This window comes from Rudanella lutea DSM 19387 (assembly GCF_000383955.1).
In the GTDB taxonomy this organism is placed as follows: Bacteria; Bacteroidota; Bacteroidia; order Cytophagales; family Spirosomataceae; genus Rudanella; species Rudanella lutea.
This window is the reverse complement of sequence record NZ_KB913013.1, coordinates 3,566,651-3,586,329: the sequence shown is the minus strand read 5'-3', so window position 1 is coordinate 3,586,329 and position 19,679 is coordinate 3,566,651. Positions and strand designations below refer to the sequence as shown.

Below are 19,679 nucleotides of genomic sequence, written 5' to 3'. Positions count from 1 at the left end.
GCGAAAAATGCGTTATCTTTCGTGGTCTTATTAATCCACTTAACCCCTTTGAATGATACAGTATTTACAAGTATCCTGTTTAACTGTTAAATTCAACTGATTATGGAGAATAATCCTCAGCAAAAATCGCGGACAAACGGAGCCCTTTTGGCTGCTCTGATTCTGATGACTGGCCTGGCCGGTGTTTCCAGCTACCTCTACTTCAACACGAAAGAGAAATCGGACAATCAGGAAGTAACTATTGCAGAGCGCGTCGAAGAGTTGTCGAATACTCGTGTAAAACTGGACTCTATTTCAACGGCCCTCGACGCCAAGATTGCCGAAGTTCAGAAACTGGGTGGTAACGTAGAAGAACTGCTGAAAGTGAAAGCCGACCTTGAGCGCGACAAAGAAGCGCTTCGGCGTGGTTACGCGGCCTCATCGCGGTCGTTGATTGCCAAATACGATGTTAAGATTAAAGAGTACGAAGCGTATTTGGTAGAAAAAGATACTCTGATTGCCAACCTCCAGCGCGAGAACGGCATTCTGGTAACATCGAACCAGACGCTGGCGACCGAAAATACGCAGGTCAAAACGGAGCGCCAGTTGGCTCGCGATTCGGTAGTGGCATTTGCTGCTCAAAATCAGGAACTGTCGACCAAAGTGACGCGTGCGGCTGCCCTGAAAGCACAAAATGTGAAAGTGTACGCCGTATCGTCGAAAGGCAAAGTACGTGACGATGACGCCTACAAAGCCAAGCGGTTAGACAAAATCAAACTGGTTTACACCCTGCTCGACAACCCACTGACGCGTGAGGAGCCCAAAGACGTGTATGTACGCGTACTTGATCCCGACGGCGCTATTGTGTCGGACATGGCCAATGGCTCAGGAACGTTTACGGTAGATGGTAACGAGACGGTTTACACCACCAAGCAGACGGTAAACTACGATAGCAAAGGCCAAACGGTTGAGCTGCTGTACACCCGTGGTACTGCTTATAAGCCAGGCAAATACACCGTTGAGCTGTATTCAGAAGGCTTCAAGATCGGTGCGGGCGAGTTTGCGGTTCGTTAATCACTCCTATTTGTATCAACAAAAAGCCCCGAGCCAATGGCTCGGGGCTTTTTGCTTTTGCCGTCTTTGAACACGGGCGGAACCGGAATTACTCTTCCTCCAGGTCATCGGCGCCAAACTGAGCAAACAACGTTCGCCAGTAGCGGGTTACGGTTGGATTATTGACCCGGCGCGAGGCCGTGGGCTCAAAGGGCAGCACAATACGGACGCTTGGCGAGCCTAATTCGAGATCACCCAACTGTTTGGCATCGGCTTTGGCCCACTCGTCGGCCTGTCCGTCATTGGCGGGTGGGGTTTTATGAAAGTCGCGGGCGGTGGCCGAGCCTGGGCGGACAGGCATGCTTTCGACCATATCGCTGAAATAGTACACGCTCAGCAGTTGGCCGTCGGCTGCGGCATCGGCAATTACCGACAAGCTCGCCAGAATATCGGTTCGCTGATTCGATACCGCTTCGTTGGTTTGGGCCATTTTGTTGCCCAGTTGTTTCCGAAACCGTGCCTTCTCGCGTTGCAACGCCAAATCAAAAGCGGCCTGAGCAGCCTCAACATCGGTGGGGCTGGCATTGGTCACATCGTCCATCTCGGTCCGTACCGTGAGCGATAAGGCACGCGCTTTGGCCGTGTTTTCGTGAATGTAGTAGACCGTAATCTGATCGCCGGTTGTCCGAACGTTGTTCTTCACAATATCGTCGAGCAGTTGGCCGTATTTCTGCGCAGCATATGCCTGATTCGTGTTCAGACTCAGGCTCTTGTCCATAAAAATGAGCGTGTGCATGGGCTCATCGGCCTTCGGTTTATCGTTCTCCGACGAACAGGCGCTCAGCACGCCCATCAGCACCCCGAAGAGCCAAAACCCATGCTCCAACAACCGGCGTTTGGCGTAGGTGGGGACAGAAAAAAAAGAAGCGTTCATAACGTCAGTTCCTTGCGCAGCACGCTATCGGCGGGCGCATTGTGGTTCCAGTAATCCGACAGAATCGTTTTCTGTAAAACCGCCCGAGAAGTCAGGAGTTTATCTTTTGATTTGTAGGTTTCCTCCCAGCCCACAATCCGGTGCGGGAAAGCGTCTTCAAACACAATTGTCAGTTTGCGGCCGTCGGCGGCATAGTCAACCGAGTATGCTTTGAGGGCATTACCCGAAAAGGCGCTTCCGGTATAGGCTTCGAGCTGCGCTTTGGCAGCCAATGGGTCGAGTCGTTTGTGCCGCAGCCGCCCCTGCACCGTGCCCGGAATGAGCGTCACATCGCCGGTAGGCAACTGGCCCGGATTCAGGCGGATACGGTTCCATAGTTCATCTTCGAGCAGCTGTTTCTTCACCGTGTACTCCTCGTTGGCTTCCTGCTCGAAATACGACCGGCCGTTTACCCGATACCCGTCGTTTTTCAGGTTCAGCTGCACGTAACTATGTCCGCACCACTCCTGCCCCGACGTGCTCACTTTCAGCGTATTCGGAAACTTGGGGTTTGATATTGGCGTGAATACCGACGTAAATAGCGAGTAGTCGTAAATACCCGTTGTGAACTTACGAACCAGGTTGGTTTTGAGTACCGGAATAGCCCGGTCTTTGCTGGCGTCAGTCTCCGACTTTACCTGCGTATCGGTCCGAAAATCTTCGGTAACAAAAATCAAAACCGCCGTGCCCCGGTTAAGCTCTCCGTACTGAGCCTGCTCCAGCCGGTAGCTGTTCAGTTCGGCCTTGCCTGCAAACCAGTATTCGGAGAAACGGGTATCGACAGCCGCGGCAGGTTTGGCCGGAGGGGTTTGCTGAAAAATAGTGGCTTTCATGGCTACGGCCACCAGCACGGCCAGCCCAATGGTGATGAGCAGAAAATTATTGATAATACGCTGTCGCATAGCTACCCGGTTGGATCGATCTTTTGCCAAAAGTACCAACAATACCTAAATTGCCCAATGTAGGGGCCAGAACACCCGCCCTCAAACTCCAACGTACTCACCCACGATACCTATGCGTTTTCTTTACTGCTGCGTTACCCTCATCGGGTTGCTAATCACCTGTGTACTACCTGTGCAGGGGCAGGTTGAAAAAGCCCCTGCCCGTAAAACCGGCGAGGGCGATGGCCCGTACGACCGGCTCATTATCCGGGGCGTTACGCTCATCAACAGCACCGGGGCACCGCCCATGGGGCCGGTCGATATTGTAGTCGAAAAGAACCGGATTGCCCAGATTCGGCCGGTTGGCTACCCCGGTGTACCTATCGACCCGGCAAGCCGCCCATCTGCCAAACCCGGCGACAAAGAGCTGAATTGCGACGGGATGTACCTGATGCCGGGCTTCATTGACATGCACGGGCACATTGGCGGACAGGCGCAGGGAGCCAACGCCGAGTATGTGTTTAAACTTTGGCTGGGGCACGGCATCACCACCATCCGCGACCCATCGGCCGGCAACGGTCTCGATTGGGTACTCGAACACCGCGCCAAAAGCAACCGAAACGAGATTGTCGCTCCGCGGATTCTGGCCTATACCGTATTTGGGCAGGGGGCCAAAGAGCCCATCATCACCCCCGAACAGGCCCGCGCCTGGGTGCAGCAAAACGCCAAACGGGGAGCCGATGGCATCAAATTCTTTGGCGCAGAACCGGCTGTTTTTCGGGCCGCTCTCGACGAAAACCGGAAGTTAGGCCTTCGCTCAGCCTGCCATCATGCCCAGCTCGAAGTGGCCCGGATGAACGTGCTGGCTACCGCCAAAGCGGGCCTGACCACCATGGAACACTGGTATGGCCTACCCGAAGCCCTCTTTGCCGACCGGACCGTGCAGGACTACCCGGCCGACTACAACTACAACAACGAACAACACCGGTTTGAGCAGGCCGGCCGCCTGTGGGAGCAAGCCGCCAAGCCCGGCACAGCCCGGTGGAATGCCGTGATGGACTCGCTTATCCGGCTCGACTTTACCCTCGACCCGACCTTCAACATCTACGAAGCCAACCGAGACCTGATGCTGGCACGCCGGGCCGAGTGGCACGACGAATACACGATGCCCAGTTTGTGGCGGTTTTACGGACCCAGCCGTATTTCGCACGGCTCGTACTGGCACAACTGGGGCACCGAGCAGGAAGTAGCCTGGAAACGTAATTATCAGCTCTGGATGCAGTTTATCAACGAGTACAAGAACCGGGGAGGTCGGGTCACTACCGGCTCCGACTCCGGGTTCATTTATCAGTTGTACGGGTTTGCCTACATCCGGGAACTGGAGTTGTTGCGCGAAGCAGGTTTTCATCCGCTCGAAGTAATTCGGGCGGCTACCATCAAAGGCGCCGAAGCCCTGGGCATGGCCGGGCAAATTGGCTCGGTAGAGGTAGGTAAGCTGGCCGATTTCGTGATTGTCAAAGAAAATCCGTTGGCCAACCTCAAAACCTTGTACGGCACCGGAGCCATTCACCTGAACGACAAAAACGAAGTAGAACGCGTAGGTGGTGTAACCTACACGGTAAAAGATGGCGTGGTGTACGACGCCAAAAAGCTATTGGCTGATGTGCGGGCTATGGTAGCCGACGCCAAGAAGAAAGAGAATTTCGAGATCCGGCAGCCGGGGAAATAAGTAAGGAGGAAAGGGAGAAGGGTAGGCGCGCTTGCGTTCCTTTCTCCCTTCTCCTTATTTCTATTGCTTATTGCTGTCGACTTTCAGGCGCTCTTCGCGGTTGGCTACCTCCCAGGCAGTGTAGAATACCAGACGAGCCGTTTTTTCGGCCAGGTTAAAGTCAATTTTCTCGATATCGTCGGTTGGCCGGTGGTAGTCGGCGTGCAATCCGTTGAAATAGAAAATGATGGGTATTTTGTGCTTGGCGAAGTTGTAGTGGTCTGAACGGTAATAGATACGCTCCGGGTCTTTCGGATCGTTGTACTTATAGTCCAGCTCCATTTGGGTGTACTGACTATTGGCGTTCTCGCTGATCCGGTGCAGATCCGACGACAGTTTGTCGGACCCAATCACGTAAATGTAATTGTCTTTGGGCGACTTGTTTTCGTGCAGATTATCGACCCGACCCACCATATCGATGTTTAGATCGCAGACAGTGTTAGCCAGCGGCAACACGGGGCTGAAATCTGTATAGTACTCTGAACCCAGCAGGCCTTTCTCTTCGCCCACCACCGTCAGGAAGAGCATCGACCGGCGGGGGCCGTTGCCTTCTGCTTTGGCTTTGGCAAACGCCTGCGCCAGCTCAAGCACCGACACCGTACCCGACCCGTCGTCGTTAGCACCGTTGTTGATTTGCCCATCGGGGCTAATACCGATATGGTCGTAATGGCTCGACACGATGACCACCTCGTCTTTCTTGTCAGTGCCCTCCACAAAACCCATTACGTTTTCGGTTTGTACATTCTCGTCTTTACGCTCGGCCTTTACGGCTACGGTACCTGCCAATTTACCAACGGTGCTCGTGCCTTTGCTCTTGATTTGCTCAATCGCTTTGGTGAGCTGTGCCGTTTTCTTGCCCAGCAGGGCAGCTGCCATTTCGGTCGAAATCATGAAGGTTCCTACCGTGCCGACGTTCTCCTGCCCCGCTTTCAGGCTCAACCGGTTGAAACGCTGCTGTAAGGCCGCCCTTTCTGTGAGTAGCCGCTTAAACTCATCGGCATTGGCCGCCGAGATGATAAACACCTGAGCCGCGCCTTTGTCTTTGGCCACCTGCGCGCGGTACCGCCAGCTGTCGGGCTTTCCCCAGCGCGAGGGCTCAGCCGAGTTGGTCACGGCCGAGGTTCCGTCGGCATTTTTGGGTTCGCCGTCGAGCATGACCACGGCTTTGCCTTTCACATCGAGGTTGACATAGTCGTTGAACTTATCGTCGACAATACCATAGTTGACAAACACGGTTTCGTAATTTGTTTCCTGCGGCAGGGCAATCAGGCCGTTGGTCAGAAAGTCTTTCAGGTAGACAAACTGCTTACCACCCGCTTTAACGTAGAAATCACCCCAGGTCTTTTTGTAGAGCGTAAACGGCTGCATGTAGCTCGTTTTGCCGTCGGCACCGGGCACAACAGCCCTGAGCCCAAGGGCCGAAAACTGGCCGGCAATGTATTCAGCTGCTTTTTTCTGGCCTCGGGTACCGGTTTCGCGGCCCTCCATATCGTCGGCAGCCAGAATGGTCAGGTGTTTGCGGAGGTCATCGGCTGTAACGGTCTGAGCGTATGTCTCTGGTTTGGCAGAGGGGGGTTGGGCAGCGGGCGTTTGCGCGAGGAGGGGAACAACCGAACTCGCAGTCAGGCAAATGGCTGTTTTAAAAAGCCAATGTTTCATGTATTTAGTTGATGGTTTAATTGATTTAAAAACGTTATGGAACAGTGGATATTGGACTTACTTCAGATCCCTTCTACTCAGGTGCGGTCATTTTTTCACGTTTCGCCTGAGCAATGAGAACCGGGACAATCAAAAAACTCAAGCTATTCAAAACCAAGTTGGTAGCCAACCCCATGGTATGTAAAAAAGTAGCAACAACTGTTCCCTGTACCGCACTCAACCCATATAGCACCAATATGCGGCCCACAAAAAAATGGAAAGTACCTACCCCGCCCTGCGTCGGAACGGCCAAGCCGCCAATGGACGCAACCGCCAGAACGGTAAGTGCTGCTGTTGGGGGTAAGTCGCGGGTACTCTCTACAGACAGCATGAGCAAATAAAGGTGTAGCCACGATAACACCTGGGTCATAATAGTCAGAATAACAAATAGCCTCGGGTTGGGGAGTTGCCGGATTGCAGCAAACCCATTCCAAAGGCCTTTGGCAAACCCCTCTAATTTAATAGTGAAAGGGTGCTTTCGAATAAAAGGACTGCGCCAAAGCCAAGTCAGGCCGACTAATGCAACCAGAAAAAGGCCCAGAAAAATGACCAGTCTTGATCCAGAAACAGACCAGGTCATACCTGAAAAATAACGGATCATCCGGCCTGACTCCAATACAAATGCCAGCATCATCACCACCAATAGCATCAGGAGATCCAGCACTCGTTCAGCCACCACAGACCCAAGCCCGTGCGACACTGGCACCTGATCGGTTCGCTGTAGTGTAATACACCGGGTAAGCTCTCCCGAACCAACCACAAGCATACTGGCGAAGGCCCCTGTCTGATAGGCCACCATTGCCCGAAATACAGTAGGGTGATGATTTAGGGCCAGTAATGATTGTTGCCAGCGCATAGCGCGTACCCAGTAGATCAGTACAACTACCAAACCAGACGCAACCACCCAGCCATAGTGAGCCTGCCGGAACTGCCCAACAATATCGGAAAACGAAATATCCTTCAATGCATAAACCAGCAAGGCAAGAGCAACTCCGATAAACAGCCCTCGAGTTAGCGTCTGCTTCATTTATTCTTTGAAATGACTGTAAAGTACCGAAATTTTAACGTCCTAATCACTTTCATCTACTTTGATCAACCAGTAGGGGATACTAATTTTGACTTTATGCGATTTAGGCATATTTATTGCCTATGTTGTTCTAATTCGTAATCAGCCCCGACCTATTACTTATGTCTAAATCGTCGAAAAAACGATCTCAATCTGGAAAACCGACCGAAAACGAGACATCACCAACCCGGCAGGCAGCCTCAGCAGTGCCGGTTCAACCCGTAAGCCCAGTTGTTGATCGTAGCCCAACATTACCTGCTACCTCAACTCAAGCTACTGACTCGTCGGTGTTGATTCGGTTTGACAAGCGGGTCAAAATAACCTTGGGGGCGTTTATAGGCATTTTTCTTCTGTTTGTTCTTTTCAAGTGGCACTATGTGTCGCTTCCTATCTGGAATACCCTCCTACCCGACGGGAGTGCCCCCAACCGTGGGTTGGTGGCAGGTACACCCAAGCAGATTCGGATGGACGACTATGCGGTGGGAGCTCCCTGGATTCTGTCTAATGTCAGCAATGAGTTTGGACATGAGAACGAGGGTATTGGTGGCCTGAAAGCCGCTTTGCTCGTTTCACCCACTAACCACATTGTGACCGTATTCAAGTTTATGCACTGGGGCTTTATGCTTCTCGACGCCGAACGAGGATACTCGTGGATGTATAACAGTAACCCTTTTCTGGTGCTGATCGGGTCTTTTTTGTTTTTCCTGCTTGTATGCCGTAACAATTACCTTTTGTCTTTGACAGGAGCCCTTACTCTTTTTCTGTCTTCAGGTACAGTACGCTGGTCGTTCATACCGGCTCCCATGATAGGCTACTGCGGTCTGGCTTTTGTGGCCGCTATCTATGTTCTGAAAGCCCAGAAGCCGACTCATATTGCTCTATGGGCTCTGCTGCTGATCTGGAGCGTTATTAGCTATGCTCTTTACCTGTACCCGCCGTACCAATTACCGATGGTTTACTTGTTTGCCTTTGTGCTGGTGGGATACCTAATCAATGAGCGTAAAAACCTTTTCCCAATTAACCGAGTGCCGATCCGATTGGGTGCCCTGGGCGGCATTGCCCTTGTAGCTGGCTTTGTATTATATGTGTTTTACAACGATGTGCAGGAAACCCTGAAGGCTCTCTCGAGTACGGTTTACCCGGGTCAGCGTAGCGAAACAGGCGGCACCGGATTCATTGCCAACGCTTTCTCTGAGTACTACAGCTGGTTTTTCGATGATCAAAAATTCCCCAAAAGCTGGTTGAACATCTGCGAGCTGTCACACTATCTCAACTTTGCCCCAATTATCATTCCCTTGTCGGTTCTGCTTTTCGTCAAAACACGCCGAATCGATTGGATGATTGTTGGCGGTAGTGTTTTTGTCCTGCTCATGTGGATCTGGATGGAAGTAGGCTTTCCAAAAAGTTTGGCCAAACTATCGTTGATGAGCATGGTACCAACCCGCCGGGGTCAGGTACCTATGGGCATCGGCGCAGTTGTGCTTCTGTTTCTATATCTGGGTGCCCTCAGTACGGCCAATACCGCAAAAGATGAGGTTAAGCTTCCAGTTTGGGCCAACGCTGTAGCTGTAATTGGTATTGCTGCCTTTATGATTTATACAGCCTATGTGAACATCAATGATTCAGAGGGGCTGATCAAGCCTTTTCAGACGTTTATCCCGGTTGTGTTTTTTACCATGATGGGGGTACTACTGGTATCATCAATTGCCATCCCCTACCGCCTGACTATTTTCTGTACAGGGCTGATTCTATTTCTGCTACCCAACCTTAAAGCCAATCCATTATCAAAAGGCCTCAGCCCCATAACGGAGAATGCTTTTTTCAGAACCGTCAAATCACTGGTCGAACAGAACCCTAACGCCCGGTGGATTGTCAATGGGAATCAGTTTATTACGTATATGGTCACGGCAACGGGTGCCAAGCAGATTACGGGGGTTAAATACATTCCGAATCGGAAGACAATCATGAGTGTACTTGACCCCAAAATGAAGCGCGATTCGGCGTACAATCGGTACGCTCACGTTACCAACCAATCGTACGTTGATGGTAAAGATTCCGTTGTGCTGGTCAATCAGTTTGAAGATGGCTACATTATCGCCATGGACCCCTGCTCGCCCAAAATGAAGCAACTGAACGTGAAGTATCAGGTATTCGACCATGCACCACAACCGGTTGAAGTGCGGTGCATGAAGCAGGTGGCTACACTGGGGTCACTGACAATTTACCAGACCAATTTCTAACGCTTTCCGGGCATGATAGCTGCTGTCGATTCGCACATATTGATCATTGTCCCTTGTTATAACGAGCAAGACACCATTGAGTCAGTAGTGGCGGGAATCTATCAAACCCGCGATAAGCATCGGTTAAACCTCGACGTACTGGTTGTCAATGACTGTTCGACCGACCGCTCTGTTGAAGCCATTCGCCAGACTGGTTGCTTATACCTTAATCTACCCACTAATCTTGGAATTGGCGGAGCAATGCATGCCGGCTATAAGTTTGCCTGGCGTAATGGGTACGATATTGCCGTTCAGATGGATGGCGATGGGCAACACCCCACCCATGAGCTGCCCAAGTTGCTGCAACCGTTGTTCAACAATCAGGCAGATGTGGTTATTGGCTCAAGGTTCATTACACGCGAGGGCTTTCAGTCATCAGCAACCCGTCGTATGGGTATTACCTATTTCCGATGGCTCAACCAGTTTCTGATCGGTCAGACTATCCACGACAGTACTTCTGGCTTCCGGGCATTCAACCGAAAAACACTCGCTCTGGTTGAGCGATATTACCCGGATGAATACCCGGAGCCAGAAGCTATCGTTCAATTTGGTCTTAACAAGCTCCGAATGCTCGAAGTCCCCGTTGTGATGAGCGAACGACAGGGGGGGGTGTCGTCCATCAACACTAGCCGGGCCGTTTACTATATGATCAAGGTAACTCTGGGAATTTTGTTCATCTTTTTGCGGCTCCGTAACCGCCCAGTTCTAACTCTCTGACGTATGGAATCGCTTCCGATAACCATTCAGTTCATCAGCATCGTAGGGGCGCTGATGTTCATGATTATGATTTTTCGGCTCATTATTAAAGGGCACCTCCGTGAGGAATATTCGGTTGTCTGGATTGTTTGCACCGGCTTCCTGCTGGTTTTCTCGTTTTGGCGTTCCGGGCTGGAGAAAATCTCCCTCCTGCTGGGTGTGTATTACCCACCTTCGCTTATTTTTCTGGTAGGTATTCTGGCAATCATCGTTTTTTTGGTCCACCTATCTGTGGTCATTTCGAGGCAACAGAACCAGATAAAGAACCTTACTCACGAGCTAGCCTACCTTCGCCAGGAGTTAGATCAGCGTCAGTCGGTCAACGTGAGCAAGCCCGAGCCTACGCAGCCAATGACTACCGTTAGCCCAATACCACCATCCTTATGAAGCCCCATACCGGGCCGACGCTAACGATCCTGATCGTTTCTTACAAAAGCATCGACGACCTGAAGCGCTGCCTACCGAGCATCTACCATCAGCCTAATAGCGCCAAATTTGAGGTACTGATTGTTGACAATTACCCATTTGATGGTGTAAAGAGCTGGCTAGCCCATACGTATCCTGATGCCCGGTATATTCCTAATCCGACCAATTCCGGCTACGCAGGCGGCAACAATCTGGGGCTACAACAAGCTGCAGGCGAGTGGGTACTTTTTCTAAATCCGGATACTGAATTGGGGGCAAACGCTATATCATACCTGCTCGAAACCGCTCGTTTGTACCCCAAAGCCTTTTTAAACCCCAAACTTCTTAATCCCAACGGAACCATCAATGCCTGTGGCAATCAGATGCATTACACCGGTATTACCACGTGTCGGGCTATCAATGAGCCCGGCTCTACACACAACACTCTTGAGGAGGTTCCTTTACTTTCAGGAGCTGCCTTAATGGCTCCAACCGAAGCTGTAAGAGAATTGGGCGGCTTCAACGAAGCCCATTTTATGTACTTTGAAGATGCCGACTTATCGCTTCGGGCTCGACTGGCTGGTTACGCTTTACTATGCGATGGGCGATCTGTAATCACCCACTACTACCGTTTAGGGATGACACCAACCAAGTTTTACTATCTGGAGCGAAACCGTGTTTTAACCCTTCTACGTACTCTGTCGGCTACTACCCGGCAACGTATGCTGCCCGCGTTACTCTTAACCGAGTTACTGACTTGGCTATTTGCGTTTAGGGGAATTCCTTACCTTAAAAGCCGAGCACGTGCCTACCGCTGGTTATGGTCAAATCGTGAATGGATAGGAAAGCAAAACCGGCAAATTCAGGCCACCCGCCAAATTTCGGATGCAGATTTGCTGGCGAGTGCTTCAACCCGGTTGCCGGTCGACCAATTGTCTTCGGGAGCTGTTAGCAAACTGGCTAACCAGTTGCTAACAGCCATTTATAGTTGGTTAAGACCAACTCAGTTGACCACAAAGCCCTGATCTAAAGGCTTGTAAGCATGGCTTCGACCATCGGTCAGATGCAACCATAAGGTGTACTGGCCTTTTTTCAGGGATGCCTTTGGCAATACCGAAGAGAAACCCGCTTCCGCAAATTGCATCGACTGCATTTGGTTGGCGACATCGTAGCGCATATGCTTTCCGGTATCAAAGGCGTAGGCCTGCCCCGGTGCCTGAGCAATAATCTCTGTACGGCCGGCATGCGCATCCATACCATCAGCCACTGCCCACGTATTCCAGAATACAATATGGTCTTTGGTCTCAAACGGCCGGGCCTCGGCCGTAATGGTCCCTTGCGGAACTACCTCCGCTGCATCCAGCTGACGGGGAGTACTGGCCAAATCGGCCAGCATGACCTTCGGAATTTGGTACGTTTTTCGGCGAAAGGCTTCATTAAGAATGCGCTGCCCTTCCTGCTGGGAGGTACCCCAATAAACCAGTAGGTTTTGCGGGTTATCGTTGTAAAACGCTGCACACAGTTGCAAAAGGCGGGTTCTGTCAGCTACCTTAACTTCATTGAGTTCTTGTGTGGTAAAGAAAAGATACACTGCCACCGCAGCAAAACCAAGCCCCACCGAAAGGCGGGCCCATTGATGTTTCACGGCTTCGACTAACAGCACGCCTATCCCCGCCACCAACACCACCGAAAGAATGCCGTATCGAGGGCTAGTAGCCTGTATAACGCCAAAACCAGAGCGGGTGGCCGTCAACAACAGGCAGGTGACATACACAAAGGTTACCATGCCCACCATGGGCAGGTAATCCGTTAATCGCCGGGTACGAATCAGGTAGACTAGTAAACCCAAATACAGTACCAACAGGACTTTTCCGGCTCGCGAGGGCGCTTCGGGGCTTGTGGCAAATACCGACCCTGTCAGGGTAAAGAAATAGTCGATAGCCCGTCCCGTATTTCCAATTAGTGAATCATAAACACTGGGTAGGTTCTCAGAACGCTCAAAGCCCCAGAAATACAAAACAGCCGTAAGCACAGCTATCCCACTCCATATGGCGGCATACCGGCGTTGGCCCAATAGCCAAAGCATCAGTGCCCCAACCGGAAAGGCAAACAGACCATTTCCGCTCGTAAACGTAGCCAGTATCGCGAAAGCACAAGCCCCCCAGAACGCTCGCGGACGGTTGGGCGTCCTATCAATCAGGTAAAAGCTCGCCATCACAAACACCAACACATACAGGTTCTGCAATGAAGCCATGCCCCATACTGTTAGCTCCCAAAAATGCAGTGTAAACAACACGTATGCTACAGGAACAAAGTAAAGCAGACGAGCTGGCAACGATAGAGAGCGAAGCGAAGCAAAGTAAAATAACCCTGTAAGAAACAGAAGGGAGCTATTACCAATCAGAATGAGTGTTCGGATATTAACCTGACCGCCAGTATAGTATTGGAGCAGAAAGACAAGTCGGTCAAAAACAATACGATGCTCATTGTGCTGGGCTACCAGCAGACCCAATTTCTGCCCCGCTGTTGTCTCTGCTTTTGTAAACCCATTGATAAATCGGAGCAGTGAGTCAAAATCGTCTTCAAAGGGGTAGTTGAAGGCACTTCCCCAAACAGTTTGATAGTACGACAAGGCCGGAAAAACCAATAACAGGAGGCCAACTCCAATTAAAAGATACCGTAAACTGGGCGATAGCATACGCGATCCATCGGCCGTAGCTGATTGAGCAGAAATCACCGGGTTAGGCTCCGCAACCGGTGAGGGCGATTTGGGAGACACTACTGGCTTGGAGACAGAACGAGAACGGGCAGATTTAGCCATAAACGAAGCGGGAAATTTTATCGATAAAGCTACGGTCAGGATACGAACTGACCAACAAATCGTTTGGTGACTTTTTCGGGAAGCTCATCAGCCTCTATATATCACAGTGATCGAACAGAATTACAGTATATTTCGAGCGCAATTGTACACGAATGAACCTTAAAACACTTATTCGGCAACTCAAAACTTCGCCCTGGCTCGCGCCGTTTCTGGCCGCCATCGACACTGTGCTTTGGCTCTCCGATTGGGTTGCGATCTTGAGCACTCCTCACCGACCACGCCCAGAAACGTTGCTCATACTCAGGCTCGATGTTTTTGGCGATTACCTGATGTTTCGGGGGTTTCTGGAGCAAATACGCCAATCGCCCACGTACAGCGGCCACCGAATTATTTATTGCGGTAATGCAGCTGTTCGGTCGGTTGCCGAAACGTTCGATTCGGCTTTTGTTGACGAGTTCATCTGGACCGATATCTATGCCCTCAGCACCAATCTGCAGTACCGGTTCCGGTTTGTGCAGCAGCTCCGTCGGCTAGGAGTCGAAACGGTCTTTTGCCCTACCTACAGCCGGGTATTGGTGCTCGATGACTTTCTGGCCTGGGCCAGCGGAGCGACACAACGCATTGGCTGCCGTACCGATTATGTAAATATCAAACGCTGGGAGGCTGCCCTTGGCGACCGGCTTTATACCCGCCTGATCGACTCAGGTCCCGGACTCCTGTTTGAGCACGAACGTAACCGGCGTATCGTGGAAGAGTTTCTGCAAAAACCCGTTCGTCAGTACGCCATTCAGCTCAATCCGGCTTTAGCGGCCGAAGTGCCCCTACCACAGCCTTACATTGTATTGTCCCTTGGAGCGGGCCAGGAATTTAGAGTTTGGTCAGCCGAACGATTTGCCAGCGTGGCCTATCAGCTTCAGCGCGAGTATCCAAACCATGCCGTTGTCCTGACGGGTTCACCCAGTGAGCAGGTTTACGCTGACCAGTTCAAACGAACCAACCCTCTACCCGAACCAACCATCGACCTGACCGGCCAGTTATCGATTCCGCAGCTGGCCTATGTACTCAGCCGGGCCAGTTTACTCATCAGCAATGAAACCGGTACGGTGCATTTGGCTGCCGCCACCCAAACGCCCACGGTCGTCATTTCGCAGGGAAAATCGCTTATCCGGTGGCACCCATACCCACCCGAACTAGCTACTCATATAGTGCATGTGTACCCCCCCGAGGTAGAGGCCAATCGGCATCGGTTAGAACAGATAGCCCCGGACCTGAACCCAGAGTCACCGTATCAGATCGCGACCATCAGCACCGACCGCGTTTACCAGTCAGCCGCCAACATGCTACAGGCAACAGGGGTACGCTGACTACTGCGCCAGATGTTCGGCTACCAGCCAGCCATGTTGCAGACTATGGGCAATGACCCGGAAATCGGGGCGGGTTTGTACATCAGCCAGGGACCTAAAATGTTTCAGGTGGTGAATATCGTCCAGAATAAGCCAATAAGGCCGATTACCCAGCGTATCCCGAACTGTCTGATACTCAAGCCAGCCGATGCCGCCGGCCGAGTCGAGCAAAACCAGAGGCCGATCATCCCGATGCCGCAAAACCAGCTGATGCAACAGATCCTGTGGCCGGTTGAGAAACGAATTGCCAAACCAGTCGACAGCCGAAATGATCAGATTCTTACCCAGCTTACCCTCTACTTCATTCGTGTAAAACTGAACAGGATTGTCGAGCGTATCTATAAAAACATCGGGGTACTTTTCGTGATTCTTCAGTACCTCATCTTGCCGGATAAAGGCCAGGGCCTTGTCTTTCGCAACTGTATCTCCCCAAAGTGGCTTTACAAACGACCATTTCCGCAGGTTAAACCGCGCGATGGTATGGAATGTCAGATTCCCCTCAATGGTATAATAGGCTTTGGGCGGTCGATTGGCTGGGAAAGCCGTTGCCAACGTTTGCGTAGAGCCTGTGCCAAGCCAGGTCCCAGTTTCAATAACGTAGTCGATTGGGTTATTGGCAAATAAGTCGATCAATGTCTGCCGAAACAAGGTATCTTTCGACATGGACACGGATTGATGAGGATAATCCTGATAACTTTTCATAGATATTTAACGGTCAAGGAATTAAGGCGCCTTCCTTCGTACGGGTTTCCAGCAGGGCAGCATCAGAGAGAATTCGACTTTTCATCAGTAATCCAATCAGATGGCCCAACCCAAACCGGCCAGCCAACACTAAAAATGAGAAGAAGAGGGAGGGCATCTGCTTGCGAGTAAACAGATGGTAGTTGCGGATGTTATAATAATTCAGCCCAAACTGTTGGCCCAGAATCTTCAAGGTTCGGGGCCGATACAAGGCCACATGTTGGCCGTGATGCGGGGCGTAGTACCACCATGTATCAACGGCGGGTGCCGGGTCGGGGCAAGGCTGCGTTGTAAAGAAAATCGTATCGGAGTACGCCAATATCTTTGTAATCTCCTCCGCGGGATTGACAAAATGCTCAAAGCATTCAAATGCAGTTGCCATTTCGTATCGACCCGGTGCAGCATCAAAACCACGGGCAATGATATTTTGGGCGTACAGATCTGTGCTATAAAAGTCGAATCCGACATCGCGCATGTAGCGGGTCAGTGTACCGTACCCACCCGCATAATCAACAAACCGACCCGATCGATTACATAGAAAATAGGCAATTGCCGCTGCCGACCTACCCATAATCAGGCTCCTTTGAAGTGTACCTGTATCAGTAGTAGTGAATGCGCTACTGTATGCTTCATCGAGCCAGTAAGGATTCTCGGTTTGTACAAATCCGCAGGTAGCGCACTCTTCATACTGTACATCGTACTTCCCCAGTACTTTGGCAGAAAAGAGTGGGCGGGTTTGACTTCCACATACCCGGCAGGATGAACGGATTGACGACACGATCAAGATTGGGAAAAGTTAACAGCACATAGAACCATCTACTTCTGCATAGAGCCTCTTGTGTACTATGTAAAAGTAGTAAGTTCTATACTAACCAGCCATTCCTTCTACAACTTTTATGCCGAAAGGAATCCTGTCTCCTGAAGAGTAAAATAAAATACCATGGCATGTAATTTCACAACCGCTAATAATACTTACAAAGGTCATTTTCTCACTCTCAATTGTTTGGGCTCTTAACTATTACACACAACCAAAACATACAAATATTACAGATTAAATAAACTTATTGTTGATAGTTTATTTAATTAGTTTTGCCGTGGTTACTTACTCATCCAATGCTCTTATCTACCCTCTTCTCGCACCAAGTCTTTTTCCATAGTGTGAACATATTGTTTTCGGTAGTCCTTCTAAGCCAACTTCGTACCCACCCTGCGAGGGTTCAACATAGCAACCGGGTCGATTCGGCGTTTTACACTACATATGAATCATTAACAAATCAGTGCCACCTAGACCATAAACCAGCAGCCAGCAGTAACCGGAATACCATAATACCCCGCACCACTACCGCCTTTGCCCTCACCGGCCTCTCCGCCAGCACCAGCTACGAGTGGCAGATCCGCTCTGTTTGCTCCGCTACCAGTACCTCTGCCTATTCATCCTCGGCTCTGTTTACAACCGCAACAGCCCCCGTCTGCATCACGATGAGCTCGGTCAAAACAGGCACCTGGACCGACCCCACCGTTTGGTCCTGTAACCGCCTACCCAACTCGGGCGATGCGGTCACCATTTCGGCGAGCCACACCGTCACCATCCCGGCAAACACCCTGGCCAAGGCCTACAGCCTCAAACAGGAAGGCACGTTGGTGTATGCCTCTCCGAGTGCTACGCTACAGCTGGGTTTCACGCCTTCAACGGGGCTGATTGCCTACTACCCATTTAATGGGAACGCCAACGACGAAAGCGGAAATGGACACCATGGGGTAGTCAACGGAGCCACCCTCACTACTGACCGATTTGGCAACACAGCTAAAGCATACAGCTTTAATGGCTTAAACAATACCATTAATATATTGAGTTTGAACAATTACCTTAACTCTATATCCACCGACTTCTCACTTAGCCTTTGGTTTAAACCTGGGGTAAACTTTACGAACACAACCACTCGGAATACATTTTTAAGCGTTCCAGAAGGGTTATATCAGTTGTATTATGAATCTGGGTTCATCAGGCTAGAAGTCTGGGCACAACCTCACTTTGCCCTGATCTATTCTGTACCAGCTACATTCAGCGCAAACTCCTGGAATCATATAGCCTGTAGTGTAAGAGCAGGCAACCCCATCAAGATTTACATTAACGGAAAAGAGCATATTGTCGGAACGGCACCACTTTATCTTGATACAGATGATGGAATTAAAACTATGATTGGTGCCGAACCATACGATGGATTCATAATGAACGGAGGATTAGATGATGTACGAATCTACGGGCGCGGTCTCTTTGACTCCGAAATCATGCATTTGTACAATTTAGAAGCCAACTAAGCCAATCCTTTTGGTACACATTAGCTATTCCATTAAACACACAACCCTTCGAAGTTCAAATACACTACCATCAGCAGTAGCTGACCCGAAAGTGGGCTCTAATTATCTACTAACTGTAGCTTTGCGCTCGCCCCCAGATCAACTCGGCCGCCAACCCCATACCTGACTGATAAAGCAGATCCAGTTTGAGCATCAGGAATGTTGACCACATGTTTAACCTCGACCGGATTGGCACTCGTGGGGATACAGTTGCATGACCAAGTGCCTGGGTCGAGCCAGCTACCTGTTTTAACGGACTGGATAGGTCCATTTTCGGCGATAAAAATAGACTTTATCTCCTGGTACGACAGGCTGCGGTTATAGAAACGTAGGTCATCTAAATCACCATTGAAAAAATCAGAAGAACAACTCGTTCCTCCAATAATAAGCGAGCTTTGATTGGAAGCTGAAAGATTAATGCTAAGCCCTCCTCTGGCTACTAAGTTACCATTAAGGTACAGACTTGTTTCTCCCTGCTCATAAGTCTGTGCCACGTGCATCCAAGTATCCAAACTAACTCTAGTAGAGGTACTTAGATAATTAGGTAGCACTCCTCCTCCTATATTCATTCTGGGCGGACCATCAGGAGCAGGGAGCATTCCAGCATACAAACGACCGGGTTCACAGTTTTTTGAGAAGATTGTTTGTACACCATCTGTAACAGATATAACACCTGTCGAGCTACTTCTTCCTTCAAAAGATCGTAGATTAAACCAACCACTAAATGTGTAAGCATCGTTCAGCGTAAGCGAAGAGCTGTTGGAGACGATAATCTTTGCACCGGCTGAAAACCGGTATGCTCCTGCAGGCATACCGCGTCGGTCTGGAACAAGTGTCACCCCCTGAATCGTACCGTTGTTATTATTGCCGCTGGCATCAGTTGCATTACCATCGAAGGTGTAATACGCAATCAGGCCATTTGGGGTGTTTATGGGTGGCGAAACCACATATACTAACACAGCTGGTATCCCCAGGCATTCAGTTGATGCATCAAACCGTCCGTTATTATTAGCATCTACATAGGGCGTCATTGTCTCGCTTATTACACCCGTAACAGAAGGATCTACGGTCGAATAAGGGCCATAAAACTTATTGAAATAGCGAGTATCTATATCTAATACAGAGCGGTCAACTTCCACAATGTACCCTGAACCGGCATTAACATTGCCATTTGAGGTGAGCTTATTGAAGAAGCGCAAGTTACTGGTTGATACGTTGGCCGACAGGGAGCTGATCTGCATGTAACTACCACTCTTTAAATTAATGGTCACACTGGCAGGTTGCGTCTGATTAGTTACTACAACGGTGTTATTGCCGGTCGCCGTATAGCTGAACGTGATGGTTGTGCAGTTCGGATTTGTTGGAGCTTGTGCCAGAGCGTCTGGCCCCGCGAGCGTAACAAATAAAGTGATGAATGCCAGAATAGTCAGGCTGGTGTAGTGCTGAAAAGACATTGTAGATGGTGGTATAGCTGTAAAAAGTGTTCGAGAAGGTGGCC

General features: G+C 50.4%; 16 protein-coding genes. 8 read left to right on the top strand and 8 right to left on the bottom strand.

Annotation, left to right across the window (positions count from 1 at the left end; translation table 11 throughout):
• Positions 1-102 precede the first annotated feature (102 nt).
• Positions 103-1,053, top strand: a complete 951-nt coding sequence (locus RUDLU_RS30295) for a hypothetical protein (protein WP_027303080.1) — start codon at positions 103-105, stop codon at positions 1,051-1,053.
• A gap of 88 nt (positions 1,054-1,141) precedes the next feature.
• On the opposite strand, the gene RUDLU_RS0114770 is transcribed toward RUDLU_RS30295, so the two are convergent.
• Both RUDLU_RS0114770 and RUDLU_RS0114765 read right to left on the bottom strand, forming a co-directional pair.
• Complete coding sequence (locus tag RUDLU_RS0114770; RefSeq protein ID WP_019989171.1) at positions 1,142-1,966, bottom strand: hypothetical protein; 825 nt, start codon at positions 1,964-1,966, stop codon at positions 1,142-1,144.
• Positions 1,963-2,907 carry a hypothetical protein gene (locus tag RUDLU_RS0114765; RefSeq protein WP_019989170.1) on the bottom strand — a complete coding sequence of 315 codons (945 nt, stop codon included), beginning with the start codon at positions 2,905-2,907 and terminating at the stop codon, positions 1,963-1,965. Before RUDLU_RS0114765 ends, RUDLU_RS0114770 begins: the two co-directional genes overlap by 4 nt.
• Positions 2,908-3,019: 112 nt before the next feature.
• Here RUDLU_RS0114765 and RUDLU_RS0114760 point away from each other — a divergent pair, with 112 nt between their 5' ends.
• Positions 3,020-4,615 carry an amidohydrolase family protein gene (locus RUDLU_RS0114760; protein ID WP_019989169.1) on the top strand — a complete coding sequence of 532 codons (1,596 nt, stop codon included), beginning with the start codon at positions 3,020-3,022 and terminating at the stop codon, positions 4,613-4,615.
• 60 nt (positions 4,616-4,675) lie between these two features.
• Here RUDLU_RS0114760 and RUDLU_RS0114755 read toward each other — a convergent pair whose 3' ends face one another.
• Both RUDLU_RS0114755 and RUDLU_RS0114750 read right to left on the bottom strand, forming a co-directional pair.
• Positions 4,676-6,313: a M28 family peptidase gene (locus tag RUDLU_RS0114755; protein WP_019989168.1), complete on the bottom strand. Its 1,638-nt coding sequence runs from the start codon at positions 6,311-6,313 to the stop codon at positions 4,676-4,678.
• A 73-nt stretch (positions 6,314-6,386) separates the two neighbouring features.
• A complete protein-coding gene (locus tag RUDLU_RS0114750; protein ID WP_019989167.1) occupies positions 6,387-7,379 on the bottom strand; it encodes a lysylphosphatidylglycerol synthase transmembrane domain-containing protein in 993 nt (330 codons plus the stop codon).
• 161 nt (positions 7,380-7,540) lie between these two features.
• Here RUDLU_RS0114750 and RUDLU_RS0114745 point away from each other — a divergent pair, with 161 nt between their 5' ends.
• The 4 genes from RUDLU_RS0114745 to RUDLU_RS0114730 are packed head-to-tail and all read left to right on the top strand — an operon-like array spanning position 7,541 to position 11,883.
• Positions 7,541-9,658, top strand: a complete 2,118-nt coding sequence (locus tag RUDLU_RS0114745) for a DUF7657 domain-containing protein (RefSeq protein ID WP_027303079.1) — start codon at positions 7,541-7,543, stop codon at positions 9,656-9,658.
• 12 nt (positions 9,659-9,670) lie between these two features.
• Positions 9,671-10,414: a glycosyltransferase family 2 protein gene (locus tag RUDLU_RS0114740; protein ID WP_027303078.1), complete on the top strand. Its 744-nt coding sequence runs from the start codon at positions 9,671-9,673 to the stop codon at positions 10,412-10,414.
• A 3-nt stretch (positions 10,415-10,417) separates the two neighbouring features.
• A complete protein-coding gene (locus RUDLU_RS0114735; RefSeq protein WP_019989163.1) occupies positions 10,418-10,840 on the top strand; it encodes a DUF2304 domain-containing protein in 423 nt (140 codons plus the stop codon).
• Positions 10,837-11,883, top strand: a complete 1,047-nt coding sequence (locus RUDLU_RS0114730) for a glycosyltransferase family 2 protein (protein WP_019989162.1) — start codon at positions 10,837-10,839, stop codon at positions 11,881-11,883. The genes RUDLU_RS0114735 and RUDLU_RS0114730 overlap by 4 nt, the downstream gene beginning before the upstream one ends.
• On the opposite strand, the gene RUDLU_RS0114725 is transcribed toward RUDLU_RS0114730, so the two are convergent.
• Positions 11,862-13,112 (bottom strand): hypothetical protein, encoded by a 1,251-nt coding sequence (locus tag RUDLU_RS0114725; protein ID WP_157580218.1) that lies wholly within the window; start codon positions 13,110-13,112, stop codon positions 11,862-11,864. The genes RUDLU_RS0114730 and RUDLU_RS0114725 overlap by 22 nt on opposite strands.
• Before the next feature lie 719 nt (positions 13,113-13,831).
• Between RUDLU_RS0114725 and RUDLU_RS0114720 the strand changes: the two genes are divergently transcribed.
• Positions 13,832-15,043, top strand: a complete 1,212-nt coding sequence (locus RUDLU_RS0114720; RefSeq protein WP_019989160.1) for a glycosyltransferase family 9 protein — start codon at positions 13,832-13,834, stop codon at positions 15,041-15,043.
• Here RUDLU_RS0114720 and RUDLU_RS0114715 read toward each other — a convergent pair whose 3' ends face one another.
• Both RUDLU_RS0114715 and RUDLU_RS0114710 read right to left on the bottom strand, forming a co-directional pair.
• Positions 15,044-15,745, bottom strand: a complete 702-nt coding sequence (locus RUDLU_RS0114715; RefSeq protein ID WP_019989159.1) for a hypothetical protein — start codon at positions 15,743-15,745, stop codon at positions 15,044-15,046.
• A gap of 52 nt (positions 15,746-15,797) precedes the next feature.
• On the bottom strand, positions 15,798-16,601 hold the full coding sequence (locus RUDLU_RS0114710) for a class I SAM-dependent methyltransferase (RefSeq protein ID WP_157580216.1): 804 nt from the start codon (positions 16,599-16,601) through the stop codon (positions 15,798-15,800).
• A gap of 701 nt (positions 16,602-17,302) precedes the next feature.
• On the opposite strand from RUDLU_RS0114710, the gene RUDLU_RS0114705 reads away from it, so the two are divergent.
• On the top strand, positions 17,303-18,142 hold the full coding sequence (locus tag RUDLU_RS0114705) for a LamG domain-containing protein (RefSeq protein ID WP_027303076.1): 840 nt from the start codon (positions 17,303-17,305) through the stop codon (positions 18,140-18,142).
• A gap of 98 nt (positions 18,143-18,240) precedes the next feature.
• On the opposite strand, the gene RUDLU_RS29295 is transcribed toward RUDLU_RS0114705, so the two are convergent.
• Complete coding sequence (locus tag RUDLU_RS29295; protein ID WP_083940583.1) at positions 18,241-19,635, bottom strand: LamG domain-containing protein; 1,395 nt, start codon at positions 19,633-19,635, stop codon at positions 18,241-18,243.
• Positions 19,636-19,679: the final 44 nt, after the last annotated feature.

Bases quoted from the DNA above. Each gene is read 5' to 3' on its own strand.
- RUDLU_RS0114715 (WP_019989159.1), bottom strand. From the start codon at position 15,745: ATGTCGAAAGATACCTTGTTTCGGCAGACATTGATCGACTTATTTGCC.
- RUDLU_RS0114740 (WP_027303078.1), top strand. From the start codon at position 9,671: ATGATAGCTGCTGTCGATTCGCACATATTGATCATTGTCCCTTGTTAT.
- RUDLU_RS0114705 (WP_027303076.1), top strand. From the start codon at position 17,303: ATGAGCTCGGTCAAAACAGGCACCTGGACCGACCCCACCGTTTGGTCC.
- RUDLU_RS0114770 (WP_019989171.1), bottom strand. From the start codon at position 1,966: ATGAACGCTTCTTTTTTTTCTGTCCCCACCTACGCCAAACGCCGGTTG.
- RUDLU_RS0114745 (WP_027303079.1), top strand. From the start codon at position 7,541: ATGTCTAAATCGTCGAAAAAACGATCTCAATCTGGAAAACCGACCGAA.
- RUDLU_RS30295 (WP_027303080.1), top strand. From the start codon at position 103: ATGGAGAATAATCCTCAGCAAAAATCGCGGACAAACGGAGCCCTTTTG.
- RUDLU_RS0114730 (WP_019989162.1), top strand. From the start codon at position 10,837: ATGAAGCCCCATACCGGGCCGACGCTAACGATCCTGATCGTTTCTTAC.
- RUDLU_RS29295 (WP_083940583.1), bottom strand. From the start codon at position 19,635: ATGTCTTTTCAGCACTACACCAGCCTGACTATTCTGGCATTCATCACT.
- RUDLU_RS0114755 (WP_019989168.1), bottom strand. From the start codon at position 6,313: ATGAAACATTGGCTTTTTAAAACAGCCATTTGCCTGACTGCGAGTTCG.
- RUDLU_RS0114725 (WP_157580218.1), bottom strand. From the start codon at position 13,112: ATGGCTTCATTGCAGAACCTGTATGTGTTGGTGTTTGTGATGGCGAGC.
- RUDLU_RS0114765 (WP_019989170.1), bottom strand. From the start codon at position 2,907: ATGCGACAGCGTATTATCAATAATTTTCTGCTCATCACCATTGGGCTG.
- RUDLU_RS0114720 (WP_019989160.1), top strand. From the start codon at position 13,832: ATGAACCTTAAAACACTTATTCGGCAACTCAAAACTTCGCCCTGGCTC.
- RUDLU_RS0114735 (WP_019989163.1), top strand. From the start codon at position 10,418: ATGGAATCGCTTCCGATAACCATTCAGTTCATCAGCATCGTAGGGGCG.
- RUDLU_RS0114750 (WP_019989167.1), bottom strand. From the start codon at position 7,379: ATGAAGCAGACGCTAACTCGAGGGCTGTTTATCGGAGTTGCTCTTGCC.
- RUDLU_RS0114760 (WP_019989169.1), top strand. From the start codon at position 3,020: ATGCGTTTTCTTTACTGCTGCGTTACCCTCATCGGGTTGCTAATCACC.